This window comes from Streptomyces sp. PsTaAH-124, assembly GCF_000373685.1.
Lineage (GTDB): Bacteria > Actinomycetota > Actinomycetes > Streptomycetales > Streptomycetaceae > Streptomyces > Streptomyces andamanensis.
Genome location: NZ_KB892169.1, coordinates 215,242 through 237,762, shown reverse-complemented (window position 1 = coordinate 237,762; position 22,521 = coordinate 215,242). Strand labels below are relative to the sequence as shown.

Here is a 22,521-nt window from a genome sequence, read left to right as displayed (position 1 = left end):
AGGGTCCACAGGGTCCGCAGGGTCCACAGGGGTTCAGCGCCCTTCGCCGGGCGCCGTGGAGAGGAGAGCCCGCGATGGCCTCGACCGCCGGCGTCCCCCCGGCCCGCGTGTGCGACCGGGCACGCGGCGCACTGCTCGGCCTCGCCGTCGGGGACGCCCTCGGCGCGCCCGCGGAGAACCTGAGACCCTCCGAGATCCGCGCCCGCTGGGGCCGGATCACCGGCTACGTCGCCGCCCGCCCGGCCGGGACCGACGACACCGAGTACGCCCTCTTCAGCGGGCTGCTGCTCGCCCGTCACGGCTCCGCGCTCACCCCCGCGCACGTGGAGGCCGCCTGGCACGAGCACATCACCGTCCGCGCCGAGGGACCCTTCCGCGGCGCGGGCTTCAGCGAGCGCGGCACCCTGGAGAACCTCCGCCGGGGCCTGGCGGCGCCCGTCTCCGCCCAGCACCGGCACGCCTGGAGCGACGGCCTGGCGATGCGGGCGGCGCCCTTCGGGGTGTTCGCCGCCGGGCGCCCCGCCGAGGCGGCCCGCCTGGTGGCGGTCGACGGCTCGGTCAGCCACGAGGGCGAGGGCATCCACGGCGGCCGGGCCGTGGCGGCGGGGGTGGCCGCGGCCATGGCGGGCGCGCACCCGGTCGCGGTCGTGGCCGCCGCGCTGGCCGTCGTACCGGACGACTCCTGGACGGCCCGCTCGCTGCGCCGGGCGGCGGCCGCCGCCCACCGCGGCGAACGCGCGATCCGCTCCGCCGTCGTCATCGCCGGCTATCCGTGGTCCGACCTGGCCCCCGAGGCGGTCGCCCTCGCCTTCGGCGCCTACGCCGCCGCCGACGGCGACTTCCGCGACGCCGTCCTCACCGCCGTCAACATGGGCCGCGACGCCGACACCACGGCCGCGGTCGCGGGCGCCCTGGCCGGCGCGACCCAGGGCGTGGCCGCCGTCCCCGAGGACTGGGCGGCGGCCATCGGCCCGGCCCGCGGCACCTGCCTGCCCTCGGTGGCGGGGCGGCACGTACTGGAGGTGGCGGACCTGCTGGTGACCCGGGCGGTGCTCGACCCGGGCGGCGGAGGGGCCGCGGGGCCGGAGGCCGGTACGGGTCCGGAGGCCGGTACCGGGCTGGCCGGTGCGGGTCCGGATGCCGACGCAGGCCCGCATGCCGGTGCGGGCCACGGCACCCCAGCAGGCCGGGGCGCCGCCGCGGGTCCGGGGGCCGGAAGCGGTACGTATGCCGGAATCGCCCCGGGTACCGGAATCGGCTCGGGTGCCGGTACGGGCCGGGGCGCGGGGCCCGTCCCCGTACGCCCCGTACGCCCCGTACGCCCCGCGCGGACCGCGCCCGCCCCCTCGGCACCCTCGGCGCCCCCTGCTCCGGTGGGCCGCCCCGCCACCGGCGCGGTGCGCCCCGACGCCGCCCCCGCCCGCTCCGCCACGGCCGGGAGCCCGGGGCACGGGACCGCCGGACCCGCCCGTCCCGCTGCCGAGCGCGCGGGCCACGACACCGCCGTACCCGCGCACGGCGTCCGTTCCCCCGCCGCCGGGCCCGCGCGGGACGACCGTTCCGCACCCCCGCGACCCGCGCCCGCCCTCCCCGGGTCCACTCCGGCATCCGGGCCGCCCGCCCCGGCCGTCGTCACCCCCGGCCGCCGGGGCGCCGACGCCCCGCTCGCCACGCGGCCCGCCGGGGAGGGCGGGGCGGAACCGGACCGGGAGACCGGCGCACCGCCCCGCGCCCCGGGGGCGGTGCCCGTGCCGGGGCCGCTCGCCGGGACCGGCGCGTACGCGCTGACCGCCGACGAGGGCGAGGCGGGGCAGTGACCGGGCGGCGGATCGAGGGGCTGCTGCTGGGGCTCGCGGCGGGGGACGCCGCCGGCTGGCCGTCCGCGCGGCACCGGGCGGCCCGGATGCCGGAGTGGACCCGGCGGCTCACCCGCGAGCTGGACACCTTCGCCGAGGAGAACGCGACGACCACGCTGCCGGTGCCCGTGGCGCTGAACCAGTCCCCCGAACCGCTGCGCCTGGGCCCCTCCGACGACGCCGAGTGGGCGGTGTTCGCGGCGGAGGCCGTGCTGCGGGCCGGGGACGACGGCGCGCTCGGCGACCTCAGCCGGGACCGCCGGACACGCGCCGCGATCGACCTCACCTGGAACGCCGTGGCGGCCGAGGTCGCCGCGGCGGCCGGACGCGCCGCCGAGATCGAGTCGGCGGTGCTGCCGCTGCGCGCCCGCATCTCCGTCCGGGCGGGCCTCGGCAACCTGGCCACCGGGCTGCGCCCGCCCGCCACCGGCCACGACAACCCGCACTACTTCGACGACGCCGCCTGCGTACGGGCCTGTGCCCTGGCCGTGGCCCACCCCGGCGACCCCCGGCGCGCCGCAGACCTGGCCGAGTTCGACGCCCGCTACACCCAGGACGGCGACGGCGTGCACGGCGCCCGCGCGATGGCGGCGGCGCTCTCCCTGGCGCTCACCGGGTCCGGGACCGGCGCCTGTGTGTCGGCCGCGCTCGCCGAACTCCCCGACGGCACCGAGATCGGCCGCAACGCACGGCACGCGCTGAAGCTGGCCGCGGACTGCGCGGACGCCTTCGCGCTGGTGCCGCTGCTGGAGCACGAGATCGTGGACCACGTCTACAGCTACGGCGTCGCCGCCGCCGAGACCGTCCCGGTGGCGCTCGCCCTGGCCACGGCGGCGGGCGGCCGGATCGCGCGGGCGCTGCCCGCCGCCGCCTGCCTGTCCCGGGTCGCCGACTCCGCGCCCGCCCTGACGGGCGCGCTCACCGGCGCGCTGGAGGGCGCCGCGGCGATCCCCGGGCCCTGGCGGGACGCCTGCCGCACCCTGTCCGGCTGTGTGCTGCCCCGCCTCACCGGCACCGACCTCGTGGAACTCGCCGGACTCCTGGAAGCCGTACAACCGGCCCCGCCAGGAGGATGATTCGGGGCATGACGCCCAGAGAAGAAGAAACCGCCGATCCGGGAGCGGGTCTGGACGAGCGGATCACCGGCGCCCTGGTCGGCGCCGCCGTCGGCGACGCGCTCGGCGGGCCCGTCGAGGGCTACTCCCCCGAGCAGATCGCAGAGCGGCACGGCGGCCGGGTGCACGGGATCGTCGGCCCCTGGCACGGCGACGCCTGGCCCACCGCCCGCCCCCTCGCGCCGTACCACAAGGGCGACGGGCACGTCACCGACGACACCCTGATGACCCACGCGCTGGTACGGGTGTACGCGCGGGTCCGCGACCACCTCGACGCCTACGCCGTCGCAGACCACCTGGTCCCGGACCTGATGACCAACCCGCGCTGGATCCCCGAGCTGGAGCGCGAGGCGCTGCCGCTGCACCGGGTGTTCCTGGCGGAGAAGTGGCTGGTCACACGGCTGCACTACGGCCACGTCGACCCGCGCGAGGCGGGCGTCGGCAACATCGTCAACTGCGGTGCCGCGATGTACATGGCGCCGGTCGGCCTGGTCAACGCGGGCGATCCGCGGGCCGCGTACGCGGAGGCGCTGGACGTCGCGGGCGCCCACCAGTCCTCCTATGGCCGGGAGGCGGCGGGCGTGCTCGCGGCCGGGGTGGCGGCGGCCTGCTCGCCGGGAGCGAGCGCCGAGTCGGTCGTGTCGGCCTGTCTGTCCCTGGCCAAGGACGGCACCCGGGCGGCGATCGAGGACGTCCGCGCGGCGGCCCGCCGCTGCCCGGACATGGAATCGGCGCTCGGCGCGCTGCGGGCGGCGGTCGCCCCGTACGACACGGTCGGCCCGGACTACCGCAGCCCCTCGCTGGGCGCGCGCCGCCCGTCCCGGCTGCACGCGATCGAGGAACTGCCCGTCGCGCTGGGCCTGCTGCTGGTGGCGCGCGGCGACTACCGGCGGGCCGTCCTCGGCGCGGTGAACTACGGCCGCGACTGCGACTCCATCGCCACCATGGCCGGGGCACTGGCCGGGGCGCTGGGCTCCCCGGTGCCCGAGGACTGGGCGAAGGCGGTGGCCGAGGCCAGCCGTCTGGACCTGTGGGAGCCCGCGCGCACGCTGACCGCGGTGGCGCGCGAGGTCTTCACCGAAGACGTACGCCGACGGCGGGCGCACGAGCGGGCGTTCGCCCTGCTGGGAGGTGCGGGATGCTCCGACTGACCTGGGTGCAGCCGGAGGACCTGCTCGGCCACGAGCTGCGCCAGGCGGCCCAGGACGGCCGCGAACCGGCGGCGGTGGCCGCGCGGTGGCGGGCGGCGGGCGGCCCCGACGCACCGGCGCGCGCCGGTGCCTCGCCGGAGCCCGTCTCGCGCTATCTGCGTCTGCTGGCCGAGGACCTGCTGGACGAACTGGCCGAGCTGCCCAGCCGGCTGGCCGAGGCGGAGCCCACCGGCCCGGCCGCGATCAGGGCGCTGTGCCCCGACTGGCCCGGCCGCGCCGCGCGCCCGGGGGCCGCGCCCGCCGTCGAACGCTTCGAGGCCGCCTGGCTGGGCCGGGCCGCGGGCTGCCTGCTGGGCAAGCCGGTGGAGAAGCTCCCGCTGGCGGGCATCCGGCAGCTCGCGCGCGCCACCGGCAACTGGCCGCTGAGCACCTGGTTCACCGCCCGGGGCGTGCCCGAGGACCTGGCCGCCGCCCACCCCTGGAACCGCCGTTCGGCGGCCACCTGCCTCGCCGAGAACATCGACGGCATGCCCGAGGACGACGACCTCGACCATCCGCTGCTCGGTCTGCTCCTGCTGCGCCGCCACGGCCGCGGCTTCACCACCGCCGACCTCGCCCGCCTGTGGCTGGAGGAGCTGCCCGCGGGCCGTACCTTCACCGCCGAACGCGTCGCCTACCGCAATCTGCTGCTCGGCATCGAACCGCCGCGCACCGCCCGCCACCGCAACCCGTTCCGCGAGTGGATCGGCGGCCTCATCCGCGCCGACGTGCACGGCTGGACCAACCCGGGCGATCCGGGGGCCGCCGCGGAGCAGGCGTACCGGGACGCCGCCCTCACCCACACCGGGAACGGCGTCTACGCCGCGATGTTCGCCGCCGCCGTGATCGCCGCCGCCACGAGCGGCGCCCACGACGTGCACGCCTGCCTGGCCACCGGGCTGCGGGTGGTGCCGCCCGGCTCCCGGCTGGCCCGCGCGGTGCGGCACGCGGTCCGGCTGGCCGGTGCCCACGCGGACTTCGACACCGTCGTGGACGAACTGCACACGGCGCACGCCGGGTACCACTGGGTGCACGCCGTGCCGAACACCGCGCTGATCGCCGCCGCCCTCACCCATGCCGACGGCGACTTCACCGGCTCCATCTGCCGGGTGGTGTCGGGCGGCTGGGACACCGACTCCAACGGCGCCACCGCCGGATCGGTCGCCGGGCTGCTCGCCGGGTCCCCCGCCGCGCTCCCCGACCGTTGGACCGCCCCGCTCAAGAACCGGCTCGCCACCACCGTCGCCGACTTCGACGGCACCGGCTTCGACGCGCTGGCCCGGCTCACCCGTCAGGAGGCGTCCCGTCCATGACGCCCGACCCCGATGCCACCGAGGCGCACACCACCGGCCCGCAGGACACCGCGCCGCCGCACACCGCGCCGCCCGACACCGCGCCGCCGCTCACCGGGCTGCGCGTCCTGGACCTCGCCACCCTGTTCGCCGGGCCCATCGCGGCCATGATGCTCGGCGACTTCGGCGCCGAGGTCATCAAGGTCGAGCATCCCGCCAGGCCCGACCCCGCCCGGGGCCATGGCCCGGCGAAGAACGGCGTCGGCCTGTGGTGGAAGCTGCTCGGCCGCAACAAGCGCGCCGTCACCCTGGACCTGTCCCGCCCCGGCGGCCGGGCCACCCTGCTGCGGCTCGCCGCGACCGCCGACGTGATCGTGGAGAACTTCCGCCCCGGCACCCTGGAGCGCTGGGAGCTGGGCTGGCCGGAACTGTCGGCGGCCAACCCGCGCCTGGTGCTCGCCCGGGTCACCGGCTTCGGCCAGTTCGGCCCGTACGCGTCCCGGCCCGGCTTCGGCACCCTGGCGGAGGCGATGAGCGGCTTCGCCGCGATCACCGGCGAGCCGGACGCACCGCCCACGCTGCCGCCCTTCGGGCTCGCCGACTCCATCGCCGGGCTGGCCACGGCGTACGCCGTGCTGACCGCGCTGGCGGCCCGCGAGCGCACCGGCCGGGGGCAGATCGTCGACATGGCGATCATCGAACCCATCCTGACCGTGCTGGGCCCGCAGCCCCTCTGGTACGACCAGCTCGGCTACGTCCAGCCGCGCACCGGCAACCGCACCCAGAACAACGCCCCGCGCAACACCTACCGCACCGCGGACGGCACCTGGGTGGCGGTCTCCGCCTCGGCGCAGTCGGTGGCCGAGCGGGTGCTGCGCCTGGTGGGGCGCCCGGAGCTGACCGCCGAGCCGTGGTTCGCGACCGGTTCCGGGCGGGCGGCGCACGCCGACCTCCTCGACGAGGCGGTCGGCGGCTGGATCGCCCGGCACACCCGCACCGAGGTCATGGCCGCCTTCGAGAAGGCCCAGGCCGCCGTCGCGCCGATCCAGGACGTCCGGGACGTGGTCGCCGACCCGCAGTACCAGGCGCTGGGCACCCTCACCACCCTGTTCGACCCGGAGCTGGGCCGGATGCGCATGCAGAACGTGCTGTTCCGGCTCTCCGACACCCCGGGCGCGATCCGCTGGGCGGGCCGGCCGCACGGCGCCGACACCGAGGCGGTCCTGGCCGAGCTGGGCCTCACCCCGGAGGAAGTGGCCGCGCTGCGCGCGGAGGGCGTCCTGTGACGGTCACCGCTGCCTTCCCGCTGACCTGGCTCTACGCCCCCGGCGACCGCCCGCGGGTGGTCGCCAAGGCCCTCGCCTGCGGGGCCGACGTGGTCGTGGTCGACCTGGAGGACGCGGTCGCCCCGGACCGCAAGGAGTACGCCCGCGCCGCCACCGCGGAACTCCTGACCGAGCCGCCGCCGGTCCCCGTCCATGTGCGGGTCAACGCACTGGACGGGCCGCTGGCCGCCGCCGATCTGGCCGCCGTCGCCGCCCGGCCGGGCCTGGCCGGGCTGCGGCTGCCCAAGGTGACGTCGGCGGAGCAGGTGGTGCGGATCGCGCGGCGGACCGAGCCCGGCGAGCACGGCGGACACGGCGGCGCGCCGGACGGCGCGGGGGCCGCCGGGCACGGCGCGGGGCCGCCGCTGTACGCGCTGCTGGAGAACGCCCTCGCCGTCGAGCAGGCGTACGCCATCGCCTCGGCGCACCCGTCCCTGCGCGGTGTCTCGATCGGCGAGGCCGACCTCCGCGCCGACCTCGGGGTGCGCCAGGACACCGGGCTCGACTGGTGCCGGGCCCGGGTCGTCGTCGCCGCGCGCGCGGCGGGGCTGGCCCCGCCCGCCCAGTCCGTGCACCCCGACATCCGCGATCTGGAGGGGCTGGCGGCCTCCTGCGCGCACGGCCGCTCGCTGGGCTTCCTCGGCCGGGCGGCCATCCATCCCCGGCAGCTCCCCATCATCGAGCGTGCCTATCTGCCGACCGACCGCGAACTGGAGGAGGCCGAGACCGTCGTCAAGGCGGCCACCATGGATCCGGGCGCCCAGGCCCTCGCGGACGGCCGTTTCATCGACGCGGCGGTGGTCGCGGCGGCGCGGCGCACCCTGGCGCTGGCCCGCCGCTGCTGATCGGGCGGCTGCCGGTCCCGCGCACGCGAAGGGCGCCCCCGGGACGGGAGCGCCCTGCTGCGCACAGGACCGGCGGCCGGCCAGGACGACCGCGCGGCGGTCAGCCCTTCTTGGCCGTACCCGCCTCGTCCTTCACCCCGGCCTCCGCCGGGGCCTCCTCGGCCGCACCGGTCTCGCCCGCGCCGCCGGGACCGGCGTCCTGCGGGCCCGGATCCGCCTTCGCGTCGGTGTCCCCCGCCTTGCCGGTGGGCCCGGCCGCGTCGTCGGGGGCGTCGCCGGGGGTGTCCTTCTTGTCCTTCTCGGCCTTGTCCTTCTCGGCCCGGTCCGCGGTACCGCCCGCGGCGGAGACGGTCTTGTCAGTCTCCGTCCCGGCCGCCGTCCCGTCCTCGGCGGGCATGCCGCGCTCGACCTGGAGCTCGCGGCCCGGCCGCTTCTTCGACGAGATCCAGATGTAGGCCACGGCGAGCAGGAAGACCAGCAGGGCCGTCCAGTCGTTCAGCCGCAGGCCCAGGATGTGGTGGGCGTCGTCGACGCGCATGTACTCGATCCAGCCGCGGCCCAGGCAGTACGAGGCGACGTACAGGGCGAACGCCCGGCCGTGGCCCAGCTTGAAGCGGCGGTCGGCCCAGATCACCAGGAAGCCGACGCCGACGCACCACAGGGACTCGTAGAGGAAGGTCGGGTGGTAGTACCCGGGGACCCGGCCGTCCGTGGTCGAGGTGATGTGCAGCGCCCAAGGGACGTGGGTCTCCCGGCCATACAGTTCCTGGTTGAACCAGTTGCCCCAGCGGCCCAGCGCCTGCGCGAAGGCGATGCCCGGCGCCACCGCGTCGGCGTACGCGGGCATCGGCACACCGCGGCGGCGGGCCCCGATCCACGCGCCGAGCGCGCCCAGCGCGATGGCTCCCCAGATGCCGAGGCCGCCCTCCCACACCTTGAAGGCGTTCACCCAGTCACGGCCCTCGCCGAAATACAGCTCGTAGTCCGTGATCACGTGGTAGAGCCGACCGCCCACCAGGCCGAACGGGACGGCCCAGACGGCGATGTCGGCCACCGTGCCGGACCGCCCGCCACGGGCGATCCAGCGCTTGTTGCCGAGCCAGACGGCTACGAAGACGCCGATGATGATGCAGAACGCGTAGCCGCGCAGCGGAAGGGGACCGAGGTACACCACTCCGTGCGACGGGCTGGGAATGTAGGCAAGTTCCATGGCAGGGTCGACGCTACCGCAGCCGGAGCGGGCCCAGGACGAGCAGCCCGGCTACGGGTCCATAACGGGCCGCCGCCCGGCGGCGGCACCGCCCGGGGACACACCCGGCCCTCACCGGACCCTTACCCGCGCCTTGCCCCGCTCCCGTCCGGCCCGTGCTCATCCCTTGTCCGCCGCTTCGACCTGCTGCTTGAGCTTGGCCGGGGTCATCGACCGGTCCTCCAGGATGTTCTTGCCGTTGAGCAGGACGGTCGGGGTGCCCGAGAAGCCGCCGGACTGGAACGCCTGGTGGGACTTGTCGACCCAGCTGTCGTGCGTCCCCTTGTCGACACAGGCGCGGAAGGCCGGGGTGTCCAGGCCCTTCACCTTGCCGGCCAGCCGGATCAGCGCGGCGTTGTCGGCGAAGGCGTCGTCCGTCTCCTTGGGCTGGTTGTCGTAGAGCACGTCGTGGAAGGCCGGGAAGTGCCCGGCGTCCTGGGCGCAGGCCGCCGCGTTGGCCGCGCGCAGCGAGCCGCTGCCGCCGAGGTTGCCGTCGATCAGGCGGACCAGGTGGTACTCGACCCGGAGCTTGCCGGAGTCGACGAGGGAGTGCACCGTCGGCCGGTACGCCACCTCGAACGCCTGGCAGGCCGGGCAGCGGAAGTCCTCCCACACGGTGAGCGTCGACCGGGCGCCGTCCTTGCCGACCGGGATCGCGAGACCGTCCTTGCCCTGCGCGCCCGAGGGCGCCGCGACCGGGCCCGCGCCGCTGCTGCTCTTGTCCTTGCCGGAGTTCGCGGCGAGCACGCCGATCACCGTCGCCAGGGCCAGTACACAGACCACACTGGCGGCCACGATCAGCGTGCGCCGGCGCCGCTCGGAGGCCTTCTGCTTCTCGCGCTGGACCGCCAGCCGCTGCCGGGCGGTGCGCTTCGCGTCATGGTTCTTCTCGCTCACACCCCCAGAACGAACCGGGGAGGCGCAATGCGCCTCCCCGGTCCCAGGTCCACCCGTTCGAGTGACCGAATGTTCTGCTGTGTCCGTTCTGCGGCGTCCGCCGCGCGGCGCCGCGCGTCCGGCTACGCCTGGCCGCGCACCCCGTGGGCCAGTTCGCCGGCCAGTTCCCGGACGGCCTCGACACCGGCGGCGGCGTCCGGGGCGTCCAGCATCCGCTTGACGAACGCCGAGCCGACGATGACGCCGTCGGCGAAGCCCGCGACCTCCGCGGCCTGGGCCGGGGTGGAGACACCGAGCCCGACGCAGACGGGCAGTTCCGTGCCGGTGCCGCGGGTGCGCCGCACCAGGTCCTGGGCCTGCGCGCCGACCGACTCGCGGGTGCCGGTGACCCCCATGAGCGAGGCGGCGTAGACGAAGCCGGAACCGGCGGCGGTGATCTCGGTGAGCCGCTCGTCCTTGCTGCTGGGCGCCACCACGAAGACGGTCGCCAGACCGTGCTTGTCGGCGTGCTCGCGCCACAGCGCGGACTCCTGCACGGGCAGGTCGGGCAGGATGCACCCGGCGCCGCCCGCGTCGGCCAGCTCGGCGGTGAACCGCTCCACGCCGTAGCGGTCGATGGGATTCCAGTACGTCATGACCAGGACCGGCTTGCCGGTGGCCGCGTGCGCCTCGCGGACCGTGCGCATGACGTCCGCGATCCGCACACCGCCGCGCAGGGCGATGTCGTCGGCGGTCTGGATGACCGGGCCGTCCAGGACCGGGTCGCTGTGCGGCAGCCCGACCTCCACGACATCGGCGCCGCCGTCGAAGACGGCCTTGATCGCCTCGATGCCGCCGTCCACGGTCGGGAAGCCCGCCGGGAGGTAGGCGATGAGCGCGGCGCGGTCCTCGGCGCGGGCGGCGGCGAGGGTGTCCGACAGAAGCTGGATGGTGCCGCTCACTTGGCGTCCCCCTCGATCTCGGCGGTGTCGGCCGCGTCGGCGGCCACCTCGGCATCGGCGTCGTACAGGCCGAAGTAGCGGGCGGCGGTGTCCATGTCCTTGTCGCCGCGCCCGGAGAGGTTGACCACGAGCAGCCCGTCCGGGCCCAGCTCCCGGCCGACCTCCAGGGCGCCGGCCAGCGCGTGGGCGCTCTCGATGGCCGGGATGATGCCCTCGGTGCGCGACAGCAGGCGCAGCGCCTGCATGGCGGCGTCGTCGGTGACGGCGCGGTACTCGCCGCGGCCGGAGTCCTTGAGGTAGGAGTGCTCGGGGCCGATGCCCGGGTAGTCGAGCCCGGCCGAGATGGAGTACGGCTCGGTGATCTGGCCCTCGTCGTCCTGGAGGACGTAGGAGCGGGAGCCGTGCAGCACGCCCGGCTCGCCCGCGGTCAGGGTCGCCGCGTGCTCGCCGCTCTCCACGCCGTGCCCGGCCGGCTCGCAGCCGATCAGGCGGACGCCGGTGTCGGGGATGAAGGCGTGGAAGAGGCCGATGGCGTTGGAGCCGCCGCCGACACACGCGACGGCGGCGTCGGGCAGCCGTCCGGCGCGCTCCAGGAGCTGGCGGCGCGCCTCGACGCCGATGACCCGGTGGAAGTCGCGGACCATGGCCGGGAAGGGGTGCGGTCCGGCGACGGTGCCGAACAGGTAGTGGGTGCGGTCGACGTTGGCGACCCAGTCGCGGAACGCCTCGTTGATGGCGTCCTTCAGGGTGCGGCTGCCGGATTTCACGGCCACGACCTCGGCGCCGAGCATGCGCATCCGGGCCACGTTCAGGGCCTGCCGCTCGGTGTCGATCTCGCCCATGTAGACCGTGCAGTCCAGGCCGAACAGGGCGCAGGCGGTGGCGGTGGCGACGCCGTGCTGGCCGGCGCCGGTCTCCGCGATCACCCGCGTCTTGCCCATGCGCTTGGTGAGCAGCGCCTGGCCGAGCACGTTGTTGATCTTGTGGGAGCCGGTGTGGTTCAGGTCCTCGCGCTTGAGGAACACCCGGGCGCCGCCCGCGTGTTCGGCGAAGCGGGGCACCTCGGTCAGGGCGCTGGGCCGGCCGGTGTAGTGGACGAGCAGGTCGTCCAGCTCACGGGCGAAGGCGGGATCGGCCTTCGCCTTGTCGTACTCGACGGCGACCTCGTCCACGGCGGCGACCAGGGCCTCCGGGATGAACTTGCCGCCGTACGCGCCGAAGTAGCCCTCGGCGCTGGGGACCTGACCGTCCTGGTCGGGGAAGAAGAATTCGCTGGGCATGCCAGAACCTCACGGTGAGTGCGTGGGACAACACTGTGCGCCGTGGGGGCGGGACGGCGTCCGGCGGCGGGCCGGACACGGTTGCTCGCGCCCCGTCAGGGGCGCTGCCATCGGCGGCCGTTGACCTGGCCCGGTTCGGCACCGATGACGTACCGGACGCGTCGGCCGTGCACCCGCCGCGCCGGGGCGCGGCAGCCCCGGGGGCGGCAGCCGCGCGCCAGGCGCGCGTGCCGGTCGGCGGTCGTCATGGTGAGCGTCATCGGGGCCAGCCTACCGGCGTCTCAGCCGCGGCCGTGCCGCAGTGCGGGGTGCGCCCCGGCGGCCACCAGGTCGGCGACGGCCGTCCTCGGGTCGCGGCCGGTGACCAGGGACTCGCCGACCAGGACGGCGTCGGCGCCGGCGTTGGCGTAGGCGATCAGGTCGTGCGGGCCGCGGACCCCGGACTCGGCGACCTTGACGACGCTGTCCGGGATCTCCGGCGCGACGCGCTCGAAGGTGTCGCGGTCGACCTCCAGCGTCCGCAGGTTGCGCGCGTTGACGCCGATCACCTTGGCTCCGGCGTCCACCGCGCGCTCGACCTCGTCCTCGTCGTGGACCTCCACGAGCGGGGTGAGCCCGATGGACACGGCGCGCTCGATCAGCGACTCCAGGGCCGGCTGGTCGAGGGCGGCGACGATCAGCAGGGCGAGGTCGGCGCCGTAGGCACGGGCCTCCCACAGCTGGTACGACGTGACGATGAAGTCCTTGCGCAGCACGGGGATGTCCACGCGGGCGCGGACGGCCTCCAGGTCGGCGAGCGAGCCGCCGAAGCGGCGCTGCTCGGTCAGGACCGAGATGACGGAGGCGCCGCCCGCCTCGTAGTCGGCGGCGAGTCCGGCCGGGTCGGCGATCGCGGCCAGCGCGCCCTTGGACGGGCTGGAGCGCTTGACCTCGCAGATCACCTTGACGCCGTCGCCGCCGAGCGCGGCGAGCCCGTCCTTGGCGGCCGGTGCCTTCGCCGCGCGCTCCTTGAGCTCGTCGAGGCTGACGCGCGCCTGCCGCTCCGAAAGGTCGGCACGGACTCCGTCGATGATCTCGTCGAGCACACTCACGCGAGCGGCCCCCTTCCAGACGGTGGGATGTTCCAGCGGGTCGAGCGGCCTCCGGCGGGCCGCCTGCGGCGGATCGTGCGGATCTGACGGATCAAGCGGGCGGAACCGGTGGTCACTGCGATGGTATCCGCAGGAGGGGCGAGGGCTCACATCCGGCCGACCACGGTCCCATTACCTGGACAGACACCGGACGATCAAGGGTGGAGCCAGCCGCCGAACGGCAGGTTCCGGACAACGGCGAAGAGCGCGAACAGGGCGCCCAGGCTCCACAGCAGCGCCGGGGGCGGCGCGAGACGCAGGGGGCGCCCGCGGATGGCGTGGACGGTCCACAGCGTCCACAGCACGGCGAAGGCCAGATAGCCGAGGACGGCCGGGGCGTTGTCCCGCAGGGCCGTGAGGAGGTCGCCGTGGGCGAAGGCGTGGGCGCTGCGCAGTCCGCCGCAGCCGGGGCAGTACAGGCCGGTGAGGCGCAGCAGCGGGCAGGCGGGGTAGTGCCCCGGCTCGCCGGGGTCCACCACCGCGACGTACGCGAAGGCTCCGGCGACGGCCGCGAGCACCGCGCCGGGTACGGCGAGCCGCCCGAGCACCTGCCCGGGACGCGCCCCGGGGGCCGTCCCGTCGTCGCGGGCGCCCCGGGGGCCGGGGACGGGCGTCCGGCCGCGCGGCGCCCGGTGACTGTCTGCGTTCACCTGTCGCATTCTGCCCGCGGCGCGGCTCCCGCGCGCGGGATGCGCGGCGGGCACGTCGCGCACACGCGTGAGGGGCGGCTGCCTGCCGCCCCTTCCCGTCTCCCGTCGCGCCGCGCGGTCCGCGGCGGGGCTGTCAGCCCTTGGCACCGGCCGGGGCGCCCTTGGCGGCCACCTGGTGCACCGGGTGCTCGTTCTTCTGGCCCATGCCCATCAGGCGCATGACGCCGCCGACGACACCGCCGAGCAGCACGATGCCCATGCTGACCCAGAAGCCGACGGGCTGGGCCATCACCATGAAGGCGCCACCGGCGCAGAAACCGATGAAGGCGATGATGACACCGGTCCAGGCGGCCGGGGTGTGACCGTGGCTGCTGCCCGCCATGACTTGCTCCTCGTTGCTTGTGCGTCGCTTGTACGTCGCTCGTGCGGCGCCGGTACGGATCCGAGCCGGATGCTCGGTCCCATTGTCCCGTACGCGTGCACGCGACGTGAGCGGGGGTCGCTCCTCGCGACCCGTTTCATCCCATCGGGAAGGCGGACCGGACGCGCGGCGGTCAGGCGGGGCCCGTGCCGGTCGGGTCCTCGCCGCGGTCGAGGGCCTTCCAGAGGTCCTCGGGCCGGTCGGGGTCGAGGGGCTTGGCCGCGCGGGGGCGCGGCGCGCCGGAGCGTTCGTAGCGGCCGGACATCGCGGGCCACGACCTGCCGTAGCGCAGGGCCAGCAGCCCGGCGAGCAGGAGCAGCACGCCGCCGACCACGGCGACGTAGGGCCAGCCGGTGTGACTGAGCGAGGCGGCGGTCGCGGCGGTGTCGCCGGAGGCCTGCGCGGCCTTCTCGTCGAGCGCCCCGGCGTCGGAGGCGCCGTTGAGGGCGGCGGCGACGGTGCCCGCGCCGGAGAGCGCGAGCAGGGCGGCGACCAGCACGCGCCCGGAGCGGCGGACCGCGAAGACGGCGACCAGCGCGGCCAGTCCCACGACGGCGAGCGCCGCGGGCACGCCCGTGATGTCGCTGCCCCTGGCGGTCAGCGGGAAGGCCCCGCCGGCCACCGACGCGGTGCCCTCCGCCCAGCGCTGCCGGGAGGCCAGCAGCGCCACGGCGGCACCGGCCGCCCCGCACAGCAGGGCGACGGCGAGGCTGCGGCGGCCGGAGCGGGCGGCGGCCTCGGAACGGGGGTGAGGTACGGCAGTCACGTACTCCACTATCGCGTGCGCGGCGGGCGGAGCGTCACCCGGGGTTCCGTGAGATGCGCCCCACCGGCCGCGCGCGCCGCCCGCAGCGGCCCTACGGGGTCAGCCGGTTGGCGGTGTGGACCGCGCGCAGCACGGCGGCGGCCTTGTTGCGGCACTCCATGTCCTCGGCGACCGGGTCGGAGTCGGCGACGATGCCCGCGCCCGCCTGGACGTAGGCGGTGCCGTCGCGCAGCAGGGCGGTGCGGATGGCGATGGCGGTGTCGGAGTCCCCGGCGAAGTCGAGGTAACCGACGCAGCCGCCGTACAGGCCGCGCCGGGAGGGTTCGAGTTCGTCGATGATCTGGAGGGCGCGCGGCTTGGGCGCGCCGGACAGGGTGCCGGCCGGGAAGCAGGCGGTGAGCACGTCGAAGGCGGTGCGGCCGGGGGCGACGCGGCCGGTCACGGTGGAGACGATGTGCATCACGTGCGAGTAGCGCTCGATGGACATGAAGTCGACGACCTCGACGGAGCCCGGTTCGCAGACCCGGCCCAGGTCGTTGCGGCCGAGGTCGACCAGCATCAGGTGCTCGGCGCGCTCCTTGGGGTCGGCGAGGAGTTCGTCGGCGAGGGCCTGGTCCTGCTGCGGGGTGGCGCCGCGCGGCCGGGTGCCGGCGATGGGGTGGACCATGGCCCGCCCGTCCTCCACCTTGACCAGGGCCTCGGGCGAGGAGCCGACGACGTCGAAGCCGTCGAGGCGGAACAGGTACATGTACGGCGAGGGATTGGTGGCCCGCAGCACCCGGTAGACGTCCAGGGCGCTCGCCGTGCACGGCGTCTCGAACCGCTGCGAGGGCACGACCTGGAACGCCTCGCCCGCGCGGATGCGCTCCTTGACGTCCTCGACGGCCGCCCGGAAGTCGGCGCCGCCCCAGCGGGCGGTGTACTCGGGCAGCTCGGAGGGCGGCAGCGCGGCCGGGGGCTGGGCGACGGGCCGGGACAGGTCGGCCTCCATCGCGTCCAGGCGGGCGACGGCGTCCGCGTACGCCTCGTCGACGCCGGTGTCGAGGTCGTTGTGGTTGATCGCGTTGGCGATCAGCAGGACCGTGCCGTCCCAGTGGTCGAGGACGGCCAGGTCGGAGGTGAGCAGCATGGTCAGCTCGGGCAGCTTCAGGTCGTCGCGCTCGCCGGGGCCGACCTTCTCCAGGCGGCGCACGATGTCGTAGCCGAGGTAGCCGACCATGCCGCCGGTGAAGGGCGGCAGGCCCAGGTCCTGGGCGAGGTCGCGCGGGGTGTGCAGGGCCTCGACGGTGGCCCGCAGGGCGGCGAGCGGGTCGCCCTCGACGGGGACGCCGACCGGCGGGCTGCCCAGCCAGTGGGTGCGGCCGTCGCGCGCGGTGAGCGTGGCGGAGCTGCGGACGCCCACGAAGGAGTACCGGGACCAGGAGCGGCCGTTCTCCGCGGACTCCAGCAGGAAGGTGCCGGGGCGCTCGGCGGCGAGCTTGCGGTAGAGCGCGACGGGGGTGTCGCCGTCGGCGAGGAGCTTGCGGGTGACCGGGATGACGCGGCGGTCGCCGGCCAGCTTGCGGAAGGTGTCGAGGTCCATGGCGGCCGACCCTACTGATCCGCGGCCGGTGCGCCGGAATCCGCGCGGCCGGATGCCCCGTCCGGGGCGGAGACGGCCAGCTCGGCGGACGCGGCGGACGCGTCCGGTCCGGCGGTGGCGTCCGCGCGCAGCACGTCGGCGTCGAAGCAGGTGCGGTCGCCGGTGTGGCAGGCGGCGCCGACCTGGTCGACCTTGACCAGCAGGGTGTCGGCGTCGCAGTCCAGGGCGACCGACTTCACCCACTGGACGTGCCCGGAGGTGTCGCCCTTGACCCAGTACTCGCGGCGGCTGCGCGACCAGTAGGTGCAGCGTCCGGTGGTCAGGGTGCGGTGCAGCGCCTCGTCGTCCATCCAGCCGAGCATGAGCACCTCGCCGGTGTCGTACTGCTGGGCGATGGCGGGGACGAGTCCGTCGGTGCCGCGCTTGAGCCGCGCGGCGATCTCGGGGTCGAGGCTGCTGGACCGGGCGGTGCCGGGCGTGCTGGTCATGGGTGCCATTGTGCCGCGCGGGAGCGGCACACCGGGCGACGGTCCGGTGGGCGGACGGGCCGGGGGGTCGTAGGCTGACAGCATGTCGACCTTCGCCAAGCGTGAACGGCTTCTGCTCGCCGACCTCTTGGAAACCGCGGGGCCGGAGGCGCCCACCCTCTGTGAGGGCTGGCGCACCCGCGATCTCGCGGCGCACGTGGTGGTGCGCGAGCGGCGCCCGGACGCGGCCGGCGGCGCGCTGATCAAGCCGCTGGCGGGGCGTCTGGAGAAAGTGCTGGAGGAGTACGCGGCGAAGCCGTACGAGGAGCTGATCCAGCTCATCAGGACCGGACCGCCGCGGTTCTCACCCTTCCAGCTCAAGCAGGTGGACGAGGCGGCCAACACCGTCGAGTTCTATGTGCACGCCGAGGACGTGCGGCGGGCGCAGCCCGACTGGGCGCCGCGCGAGCTGGACCCGGTCTTCCAGGAGGCCCTGTGGTCGCGTCTGGAGCGCACCGCGCGGCTGCTGGGCCGGGGCATCCCGACGGGTCTGGTGCTGCGCCGGCCCAACGGCCAGACGACCGTCGCCCATCGCGGGACCCCGGTGGTCACGGCGACGGGCGAGCCGTCGGAGCTGCTGCTGTTCGCCTTCGGCCGGCAGGGCAGGGCCCGGGTGGAGCTGGAGGGCGAGCAGGACGCGATCGCGAAGGTGTCGGAGACCAGGCAGCTGGGGTTCTGAGGCTTCTGAGGCTCTTGGGCCCGGTCGTCAGGGGAGTTCGGCGCGGCGCAGGTCGCGGGCGCCCAGGACGACGAGTCCGGCGAGGCCGCTGATCGCGGCGCAGGCGGCGAAGACGGGGCCGGTGCCCCACAGGGCGACGCCCGCGCCGACCAGCGGGAAGGTGAGCGGTGCGACGCCGAATCCGACGAGCGTGGAGACCGAGGTGACCCGGCCGAGGTAGGCGGTGCCCGCGCGGGCCTGGACCAGGGCCCCGCACAGCGCTCCGGCGAGGCCCGCGCTCGCGCCGATGACCAGGGCCGTCGCGGCGGCGGCGGGGACGGACGGCATCAGGGCCAGGGCGGCGACGGCGACCGCGGAGACGACGTTGGCGAGGGCGGCCACCGCCCCGGCGCGCGGTATCCGGCCGCGGCAGGTGAGCAGGAGCGAGGCCGCCCCGGCGCCGGTGCCGAAGCCGGCGAGCACCCAGCCGAGGCCGGCGGTTCCCCAGTCGCGCTGCTGGGCGAGCAGGGTGAGGCCGAGGTTCATCGGGCCGACGAAGCCGAGGTCGCTGAGGGCGATGGCGAGGACCAGGGGGCGCAGGACGGGGTCCTTGCGGATGTGGCGCAGGCCGTCGCGCAGTTCGGCGCCGAGGGCGCGCCGGGCGGGCTCGGCGGTACCGGGGGTGGGCCCGCCGACCCGCACCAGGAACAGCAGCGGCAGGGACATGCCGACGAGGAGGGCGGCGAGGCCGAAGGCCCCCGTGGTGCCGCCGAGGGCGACGCCGAGGCCGCCGAGCGGGCCGCCGAGGACGTTGGCGAGGCGGACGGCGAGGCCGCGCATGCCCTGGACGCGGGCGATCTGGTCGCGGGCGGCGATCCGGCCGGGCAGGGCGCCCGCGGCGGGCAGGAAGACGGCGTCGACGAGTCCGAAGAGAACGGCGACCGCGCCCAGCGTCCACAGCCCCGGGCTCGCGACCAGCAGCAGGACGGCCGCGGTCAGCACGAGGACGGAGCGGACGGCGGTGCTGCCGAGGACCACCCGGCGCGGACCGTAGCGGTCGGCCACCACTCCCCCGCCCAGCATCAGCAGAGCGCGGGGCAGCGCTCCGGCGGCGGTGACGATCCCGGCCTGCGCGGGGGTGCCGGACTGGACGGCCGCCCAGGACAGGGCGATGTAGTAGACGTTGTCGCCGACCGCGGAGGAGAGGTATCCGCCGAGCCAGCGCAGGACGTTCGGGTCGCGGTGGGCGGGTCTGCCGTGCAGAGCGGCCGGGGGCGTGAGCGTGGTGGTCACGGCGGTACGTCCTCTCAGACGCGGAGGGCCGGGCCCCGGGCATCGTGGCCGGGGCCGGGCGCGGAGGGGGCGGGGTCAGGCGCGGAACGGGAAGCCGTACGTGTGCACCGCGACGTTCTCGCGGCCCTCGGTGTCACCGGCGGCGACGGCGGCCCGGCCGCGCTCCTCGTACTCGCGGACGAGGCCGTACATGCGCCGGGACAGCTCGGCCAGTTCCTGGGGGGTGAGCTTGAGCAGCCATTCGGCGGAGTCGGCCGCCCGGCTCCACTCGGGGCCCCAGTGGGCGCGCTCGTCGAGGAAGCGCCGGTACAGGTCGGCGCGCTGGTCGAAGAAGAGGCGGCTGGCGGCGGTGTGCGCGGCGGCCTTCTCGGGGGCGTCCGAGAAGTCCTCGTCGTGGATGGAGACGCCGTCGCTGGCGGGCTGCCACCAGCGTTCGCGGCCGTCCGCGGTCTGCGGCTCGGCCTGCTCGATCAGCCCGTGCTCGGCCAGCTTGCGCAAGTGGTAGCTGACCAGGGAGACCGCCTCGTCGACCTGCTCGGCGAGCTGGGAGGCGGTCGCCGTACGGGCGATGGTCAGCGCGCGGTAGAGCTGCATGCGCAGCGGGTGGGCGATGGCCTTGAGCGTGCCCAGGTCCTGGATCCGGCGGTCTCGTTTCCTGTCCGTCATGACCGCAACGCTAGATGCGAAAGAAAAGTTGCACAACTAGTTTTGCACAACTTCTCTTGCGCAATTTTTCTTGCGGATCCGCGCGGGAAAAAGCCCCGGCCGCCGTACGGCGGCCGGGGCTCCGGGCCCGCCGGGTCACCGCACGGGGTGCCCGGCCTCCCGCAGCGTCTCCTTGACCTGGCCGATGCGCAGATCACCGAAGTGGAACACCGAGGCCGCGAGGACCGCGTCCGCGCCCGCCGCGACGGCCGGCGGGAAGTCGGCGAGCCGCCCGGCGCCGCCGGAGGCGATCACCGGGACGGTGACGTGCTTGCGGACGGCCGCGATCATCTCCAGGTCGTAGCCGTCCTTGGTGCCGTCCGCGTCCATGGAGTTGAGCAGGATCTCGCCCGCGCCCAGCTCGGCGGCGCGGTGCGCCCACTCCACCGCGTCGATGCCGGTGCCGCGCCGCCCGCCGTGCGTGGTCACCTCGAAGGTGCCGCCCTCGGTGCGGCGCGCGTCCACCGAAAGGACCAGCACCTGGCGGCCGAAGCGCTCGGCGATCTCCCGGATCAGGTCCGGGCGGGCGATGGCCGCCGTGTTGACGCCCACCTTGTCGGCGCCCGCCCGCAGCAGCCGGTCCACGTCCTGCGCGGTGCGCACGCCGCCGCCGACCGTGAGCGGGATGAACACCTGCTCGGCGGTGCGGCGCACCACGTCGTACGTGGTCTCCCGGTCGCCGGAGGACGCGGTGATGTCCAGGAACGTCAGCTCGTCGGCGCCCTCGGCGTCGTACACCTTGGCCATCTCGACGGGGTCGCCCGCGTCGCGCAGGTTCTGGAAGTTGACGCCCTTGACGACCCGGCCGTTGTCGACGTCCAGGCAGGGGATGACTCGGACCGCCAGGGTCATGGAACGGGCTCCTCTGATCTTCCTCTGAATGCTTCGAGTTCCACCGAGACCAGGATGCGCGGGTCGACGAAACCGTCCACGACGAGCAGCGTCGCCACCGGGCGCACCGCGTCGAACAGCTCCTTGTGGGCGCGGCCCACACCGTCCATATCCCGGGCATGGCCGAGATACATACGGGTCCGGATCACGGACTCCACGCCGAGCCCGAACGCGCCGATCGCCTCCACCGCGCTGGCGAAGGCGGTCCGTGCCTGCTCGTACGGGTCGCCCTCCCCGTACAGGACGTCGCCCCGGAAGGCGGTGGTGCCCGCCACCAGGACGAGGTCCCCCGCCGCGACGGCCCGTGCGAATCCGAACGTCTCTTCCCAGGGAACTCCGCTCTGCACACGCCGTACGGCATCGGACGTCATGACGACACTTCCTCCAGGGCCTCTTCGAGCGTGAACGCCTTCGCGTACAGGGCCTTCCCGACGATGGCGCCCTCGACACCGAGCGGCACCAGCGCGGCCAGCGCGCGCAGGTCGGCGAGCGAGGAGACGCCGCCGGAGGCCACCACGGGGCGGTCGGTGGCCGCGCAGACGTTCTTCAGCAGCTCCAGGTTGGGGCCCTGGAGGGTGCCGTCCTTGGCGATGTCGGTGACGACGTAGCGGGCGCAGCCCTCCTTGTCCAGGCGGGCCAGCGTCTCGTAGAGGTCGCCGCCGTCGCGGGTCCAGCCGCGCCCGCGCAGTGTGGTGCCGCGCACGTCCAGGCCGACGGCGATCCGGTCGCCGTGCCGGGCGATGACCTCGGCGACCCACTCGGGGGTCTCCAGGGCGGCGGTGCCCAGGTTGACGCGGGTGCAGCCGGTGGCGAGGGCGGCGGCGAGGGTGTCGTCGTCGCGGATGCCGCCGGACAGCTCGACCTTGATGTCCATGGCCTCGGCGACCTCGGCGATCAGGGCGCGGTTGTCGCCGGTGCCGAACGCGGCGTCCAGGTCGACCAGGTGCAGCCACTCGGCGCCGGAGCGCTGCCAGGCGAGGGCAGCCTCCAGCGGGGAGCCGTAGGAGGTCTCGGTCCCGGACTCGCCGTGCACGAGGCGGACGGCCTGGCCGTCGCGGACGTCGACGGCGGGCAGGAGTTCGAGCTTCGAAGCCATCACAGGGTTCCGATCCAGTTGTTCAGCAGCTGCGCTCCGGCGTCGCCGGACTTCTCGGGGTGGAACTGGGTGGCCCACAGGGCGCCGTTCTCCACGGCGGCCACGAAGGGCGTGCCGTGGGTGGCCCAGGTGACCTTGGGGGCGCGCATCGCCGGGTTGGCGGTCTCCAGCTGCCAGTCCTGGACGGCGTAGGAGTGCACGAAGTAGAAGCGGGCGGCGGCGTCCAGACCGGCGAACAGCTCGGAGTCCCCGGGCGCCTCGACGGTGTTCCAGCCCATGTGCGGGACGACGTCGGCGGCCAGCGGCGCGACCGTGCCGGGCCACTCGTCCAGGCCCTCGGCCTCCACGCCGTGCTCGATGCCGCGCGCGAAGAGGATCTGCATGCCGACGCAGATGCCCATGACCGGGCGGCCGCCGGACAGCCGGCGGTCGATGATCCAGTCGCCGCGGGCCTCCTTCAGGCCGCGCATGCAGGCGGCGAAGGCGCCGACGCCGGGGACCAGCAGGCCGTCGGCGGCCATCGCGCGGTCGAAGTCACGGGTGATCTCGACCTCGGCGCCGGTGCGGGCCAGTGCCCGCTCGGCGGAGCGGACATTGCCGAAGCCGTAGTCGAAGACCACGACCTTCTTGGCGCCGCCGGTGCTCAATTCCACACCTCCAGCCGCAGCACGCCCGTGAAGATGCACATCGCCGCGCCGAGCGAGAGCAGCACGATCAGGCTCGTGGGCATCTTCTGCTTGGCGAAGGAGTAGACGCCGCCGGCCAGGAAGAGGCCAAGGACGATCAGGATGGTGGAGAAGCTGTTCATGGCG

The 22,521-nt window shown here is 75.3% G+C and carries 25 protein-coding genes; 7 read left to right on the top strand and 18 right to left on the bottom strand.

Annotation, left to right across the window (positions count from 1 at the left end; translation table 11 throughout):
• The first annotated feature begins 74 nt into the window (after positions 1 to 74).
• From B086_RS45465 to B086_RS0116510, 6 genes are read left to right on the top strand one after another with little or no spacing between them, the layout of a single operon-like run.
• A complete protein-coding gene (locus B086_RS45465; RefSeq protein ID WP_018567537.1) occupies positions 75 to 1,817 on the top strand; it encodes an ADP-ribosylglycohydrolase family protein in 1,743 nt (580 codons plus the stop codon).
• On the top strand, positions 1,814 to 2,932 hold the full coding sequence (locus tag B086_RS0116530; protein WP_018567536.1) for an ADP-ribosylglycohydrolase family protein: 1,119 nt from the start codon (positions 1,814 to 1,816) through the stop codon (positions 2,930 to 2,932). The genes B086_RS45465 and B086_RS0116530 overlap by 4 nt, the downstream gene beginning before the upstream one ends.
• A gap of 8 nt (positions 2,933 to 2,940) precedes the next feature.
• Positions 2,941 to 4,122 carry an ADP-ribosylglycohydrolase family protein gene (locus tag B086_RS0116525; RefSeq protein ID WP_018567535.1) on the top strand — a complete coding sequence of 394 codons (1,182 nt, stop codon included), beginning with the start codon at positions 2,941 to 2,943 and terminating at the stop codon, positions 4,120 to 4,122.
• Entirely contained in the window at positions 4,110 to 5,474 is a 1,365-nt protein-coding gene (locus B086_RS0116520; RefSeq protein ID WP_018567534.1) for an ADP-ribosylglycohydrolase family protein, read from the top strand. The genes B086_RS0116525 and B086_RS0116520 overlap by 13 nt, the downstream gene beginning before the upstream one ends.
• Complete coding sequence (locus B086_RS0116515) at positions 5,471 to 6,739, top strand: CaiB/BaiF CoA transferase family protein (protein ID WP_018567533.1); 1,269 nt, start codon at positions 5,471 to 5,473, stop codon at positions 6,737 to 6,739. The genes B086_RS0116520 and B086_RS0116515 overlap by 4 nt, the downstream gene beginning before the upstream one ends.
• Positions 6,736 to 7,623: an HpcH/HpaI aldolase/citrate lyase family protein gene (locus B086_RS0116510; protein ID WP_018567532.1), complete on the top strand. Its 888-nt coding sequence runs from the start codon at positions 6,736 to 6,738 to the stop codon at positions 7,621 to 7,623. The genes B086_RS0116515 and B086_RS0116510 overlap by 4 nt, the downstream gene beginning before the upstream one ends.
• A gap of 100 nt (positions 7,624 to 7,723) precedes the next feature.
• Here B086_RS0116510 and lgt read toward each other — a convergent pair whose 3' ends face one another.
• The 11 genes from lgt to hisI all read right to left on the bottom strand — a co-directional run bounded on the left by lgt (position 7,724) and on the right by hisI (position 17,027).
• Positions 7,724 to 8,833, bottom strand: a complete 1,110-nt coding sequence (lgt, locus tag B086_RS40125; protein WP_078531114.1) for a prolipoprotein diacylglyceryl transferase — start codon at positions 8,831 to 8,833, stop codon at positions 7,724 to 7,726.
• 159 nt (positions 8,834 to 8,992) lie between these two features.
• Positions 8,993 to 9,769: a DsbA family protein gene (locus tag B086_RS0116500; protein WP_018567530.1), complete on the bottom strand. Its 777-nt coding sequence runs from the start codon at positions 9,767 to 9,769 to the stop codon at positions 8,993 to 8,995.
• 122 nt (positions 9,770 to 9,891) lie between these two features.
• Positions 9,892 to 10,710 carry a tryptophan synthase subunit alpha gene (gene trpA / locus B086_RS0116495; RefSeq protein WP_018567529.1) on the bottom strand — a complete coding sequence of 273 codons (819 nt, stop codon included), beginning with the start codon at positions 10,708 to 10,710 and terminating at the stop codon, positions 9,892 to 9,894.
• Positions 10,707 to 11,990, bottom strand: coding sequence for a tryptophan synthase subunit beta (gene trpB / locus B086_RS0116490; RefSeq protein ID WP_018567528.1), 1,284 nt, complete (start codon positions 11,988 to 11,990; stop codon positions 10,707 to 10,709). The genes trpA and trpB overlap by 4 nt, the downstream gene beginning before the upstream one ends.
• Before the next feature lie 95 nt (positions 11,991 to 12,085).
• On the bottom strand, positions 12,086 to 12,250 hold the full coding sequence (trpM, locus tag B086_RS44110) for a tryptophan biosynthesis modulator TrpM (RefSeq protein ID WP_018567527.1): 165 nt from the start codon (positions 12,248 to 12,250) through the stop codon (positions 12,086 to 12,088).
• A gap of 21 nt (positions 12,251 to 12,271) precedes the next feature.
• A complete protein-coding gene (trpC, locus tag B086_RS0116480; RefSeq protein WP_018567526.1) occupies positions 12,272 to 13,081 on the bottom strand; it encodes an indole-3-glycerol phosphate synthase TrpC in 810 nt (269 codons plus the stop codon).
• A 194-nt stretch (positions 13,082 to 13,275) separates the two neighbouring features.
• The gene (locus B086_RS0116475) at positions 13,276 to 13,779 is read right to left on the bottom strand and encodes a DUF2752 domain-containing protein (RefSeq protein WP_078531113.1); all 504 of its coding nucleotides are present in this window, start codon (positions 13,777 to 13,779) and stop codon (positions 13,276 to 13,278) included.
• Positions 13,780 to 13,903: 124 nt separating this feature from the next.
• On the bottom strand, positions 13,904 to 14,152 hold the full coding sequence (locus tag B086_RS0116470) for an HGxxPAAW family protein (RefSeq protein WP_018567524.1): 249 nt from the start codon (positions 14,150 to 14,152) through the stop codon (positions 13,904 to 13,906).
• A 172-nt stretch (positions 14,153 to 14,324) separates the two neighbouring features.
• The gene (locus B086_RS0116465; RefSeq protein WP_018567523.1) at positions 14,325 to 14,966 is read right to left on the bottom strand and encodes a TIGR02234 family membrane protein; all 642 of its coding nucleotides are present in this window, start codon (positions 14,964 to 14,966) and stop codon (positions 14,325 to 14,327) included.
• Between the two features lie 82 nt (positions 14,967 to 15,048).
• Complete coding sequence (locus B086_RS0116460) at positions 15,049 to 16,539, bottom strand: anthranilate synthase component I (RefSeq protein ID WP_018567522.1); 1,491 nt, start codon at positions 16,537 to 16,539, stop codon at positions 15,049 to 15,051.
• Between the two features lie 11 nt (positions 16,540 to 16,550).
• Entirely contained in the window at positions 16,551 to 17,027 is a 477-nt protein-coding gene (hisI, locus tag B086_RS40120; RefSeq protein WP_018567521.1) for a phosphoribosyl-AMP cyclohydrolase, read from the bottom strand.
• Positions 17,028 to 17,109: 82 nt separating this feature from the next.
• On the opposite strand from hisI, the gene B086_RS0116450 reads away from it, so the two are divergent.
• The gene (locus B086_RS0116450; protein WP_018567520.1) at positions 17,110 to 17,745 is read left to right on the top strand and encodes a TIGR03085 family metal-binding protein; all 636 of its coding nucleotides are present in this window, start codon (positions 17,110 to 17,112) and stop codon (positions 17,743 to 17,745) included.
• Between the two features lie 27 nt (positions 17,746 to 17,772).
• Here the strand turns inward: B086_RS0116450 and B086_RS0116445 are convergent, their stop codons facing one another.
• The 7 genes from B086_RS0116445 to B086_RS45005 form a co-directional block, all read right to left on the bottom strand.
• Positions 17,773 to 19,017 (bottom strand): MFS transporter, encoded by a 1,245-nt coding sequence (locus tag B086_RS0116445; RefSeq protein ID WP_018567519.1) that lies wholly within the window; start codon positions 19,015 to 19,017, stop codon positions 17,773 to 17,775.
• Between the two features lie 75 nt (positions 19,018 to 19,092).
• Positions 19,093 to 19,683, bottom strand: a complete 591-nt coding sequence (locus B086_RS0116440; RefSeq protein ID WP_018567518.1) for an ArsR/SmtB family transcription factor — start codon at positions 19,681 to 19,683, stop codon at positions 19,093 to 19,095.
• A gap of 135 nt (positions 19,684 to 19,818) precedes the next feature.
• A complete protein-coding gene (gene hisF / locus B086_RS0116435) occupies positions 19,819 to 20,574 on the bottom strand; it encodes an imidazole glycerol phosphate synthase subunit HisF (RefSeq protein WP_018567517.1) in 756 nt (251 codons plus the stop codon).
• Complete coding sequence (locus tag B086_RS0116430; RefSeq protein WP_018567516.1) at positions 20,571 to 20,984, bottom strand: RidA family protein; 414 nt, start codon at positions 20,982 to 20,984, stop codon at positions 20,571 to 20,573. Before B086_RS0116430 ends, hisF begins: the two co-directional genes overlap by 4 nt.
• Positions 20,981 to 21,709: a bifunctional 1-(5-phosphoribosyl)-5-((5-phosphoribosylamino)methylideneamino)imidazole-4-carboxamide isomerase/phosphoribosylanthranilate isomerase PriA gene (gene priA / locus B086_RS0116425; RefSeq protein WP_018567515.1), complete on the bottom strand. Its 729-nt coding sequence runs from the start codon at positions 21,707 to 21,709 to the stop codon at positions 20,981 to 20,983. Before priA ends, B086_RS0116430 begins: the two co-directional genes overlap by 4 nt.
• Positions 21,709 to 22,362 carry an imidazole glycerol phosphate synthase subunit HisH gene (gene hisH, locus B086_RS0116420; RefSeq protein WP_199790760.1) on the bottom strand — a complete coding sequence of 218 codons (654 nt, stop codon included), beginning with the start codon at positions 22,360 to 22,362 and terminating at the stop codon, positions 21,709 to 21,711. The genes priA and hisH overlap by 1 nt, the downstream gene beginning before the upstream one ends.
• Complete coding sequence (locus B086_RS45005; RefSeq protein ID WP_018567513.1) at positions 22,353 to 22,517, bottom strand: hypothetical protein; 165 nt, start codon at positions 22,515 to 22,517, stop codon at positions 22,353 to 22,355. Before B086_RS45005 ends, hisH begins: the two co-directional genes overlap by 10 nt.
• Between the last annotated feature and the right edge of the window lie 4 nt (positions 22,518 to 22,521).

Excerpts from the sequence above, each read along its gene's own strand:
- B086_RS45465 (WP_018567537.1), top strand. The coding sequence starts at position 75 with ATGGCCTCGACCGCCGGCGTCCCCCCGGCCCGCGTGTGCGACCGGGCA.
- B086_RS0116525 (WP_018567535.1), top strand. The coding sequence starts at position 2,941 with ATGACGCCCAGAGAAGAAGAAACCGCCGATCCGGGAGCGGGTCTGGAC.
- B086_RS0116520 (WP_018567534.1), top strand. The coding sequence starts at position 4,110 with ATGCTCCGACTGACCTGGGTGCAGCCGGAGGACCTGCTCGGCCACGAG.
- B086_RS0116515 (WP_018567533.1), top strand. The coding sequence starts at position 5,471 with ATGACGCCCGACCCCGATGCCACCGAGGCGCACACCACCGGCCCGCAG.
- lgt (WP_078531114.1), bottom strand. The coding sequence starts at position 8,833 with ATGGAACTTGCCTACATTCCCAGCCCGTCGCACGGAGTGGTGTACCTC.
- trpB (WP_018567528.1), bottom strand. The coding sequence starts at position 11,990 with ATGCCCAGCGAATTCTTCTTCCCCGACCAGGACGGTCAGGTCCCCAGC.
- trpM (WP_018567527.1), bottom strand. The coding sequence starts at position 12,250 with ATGACGCTCACCATGACGACCGCCGACCGGCACGCGCGCCTGGCGCGC.
- B086_RS0116475 (WP_078531113.1), bottom strand. The coding sequence starts at position 13,779 with ATGCGACAGGTGAACGCAGACAGTCACCGGGCGCCGCGCGGCCGGACG.
- B086_RS0116470 (WP_018567524.1), bottom strand. The coding sequence starts at position 14,152 with ATGGCGGGCAGCAGCCACGGTCACACCCCGGCCGCCTGGACCGGTGTC.
- B086_RS0116460 (WP_018567522.1), bottom strand. The coding sequence starts at position 16,539 with ATGGACCTCGACACCTTCCGCAAGCTGGCCGGCGACCGCCGCGTCATC.
- hisI (WP_018567521.1), bottom strand. The coding sequence starts at position 17,027 with ATGACCAGCACGCCCGGCACCGCCCGGTCCAGCAGCCTCGACCCCGAG.
- B086_RS0116450 (WP_018567520.1), top strand. The coding sequence starts at position 17,110 with ATGTCGACCTTCGCCAAGCGTGAACGGCTTCTGCTCGCCGACCTCTTG.
- B086_RS0116440 (WP_018567518.1), bottom strand. The coding sequence starts at position 19,683 with ATGACGGACAGGAAACGAGACCGCCGGATCCAGGACCTGGGCACGCTC.
- hisF (WP_018567517.1), bottom strand. The coding sequence starts at position 20,574 with ATGACCCTGGCGGTCCGAGTCATCCCCTGCCTGGACGTCGACAACGGC.
- B086_RS0116430 (WP_018567516.1), bottom strand. The coding sequence starts at position 20,984 with ATGACGTCCGATGCCGTACGGCGTGTGCAGAGCGGAGTTCCCTGGGAA.
- priA (WP_018567515.1), bottom strand. The coding sequence starts at position 21,709 with ATGGCTTCGAAGCTCGAACTCCTGCCCGCCGTCGACGTCCGCGACGGC.
- B086_RS45005 (WP_018567513.1), bottom strand. The coding sequence starts at position 22,517 with ATGAACAGCTTCTCCACCATCCTGATCGTCCTTGGCCTCTTCCTGGCC.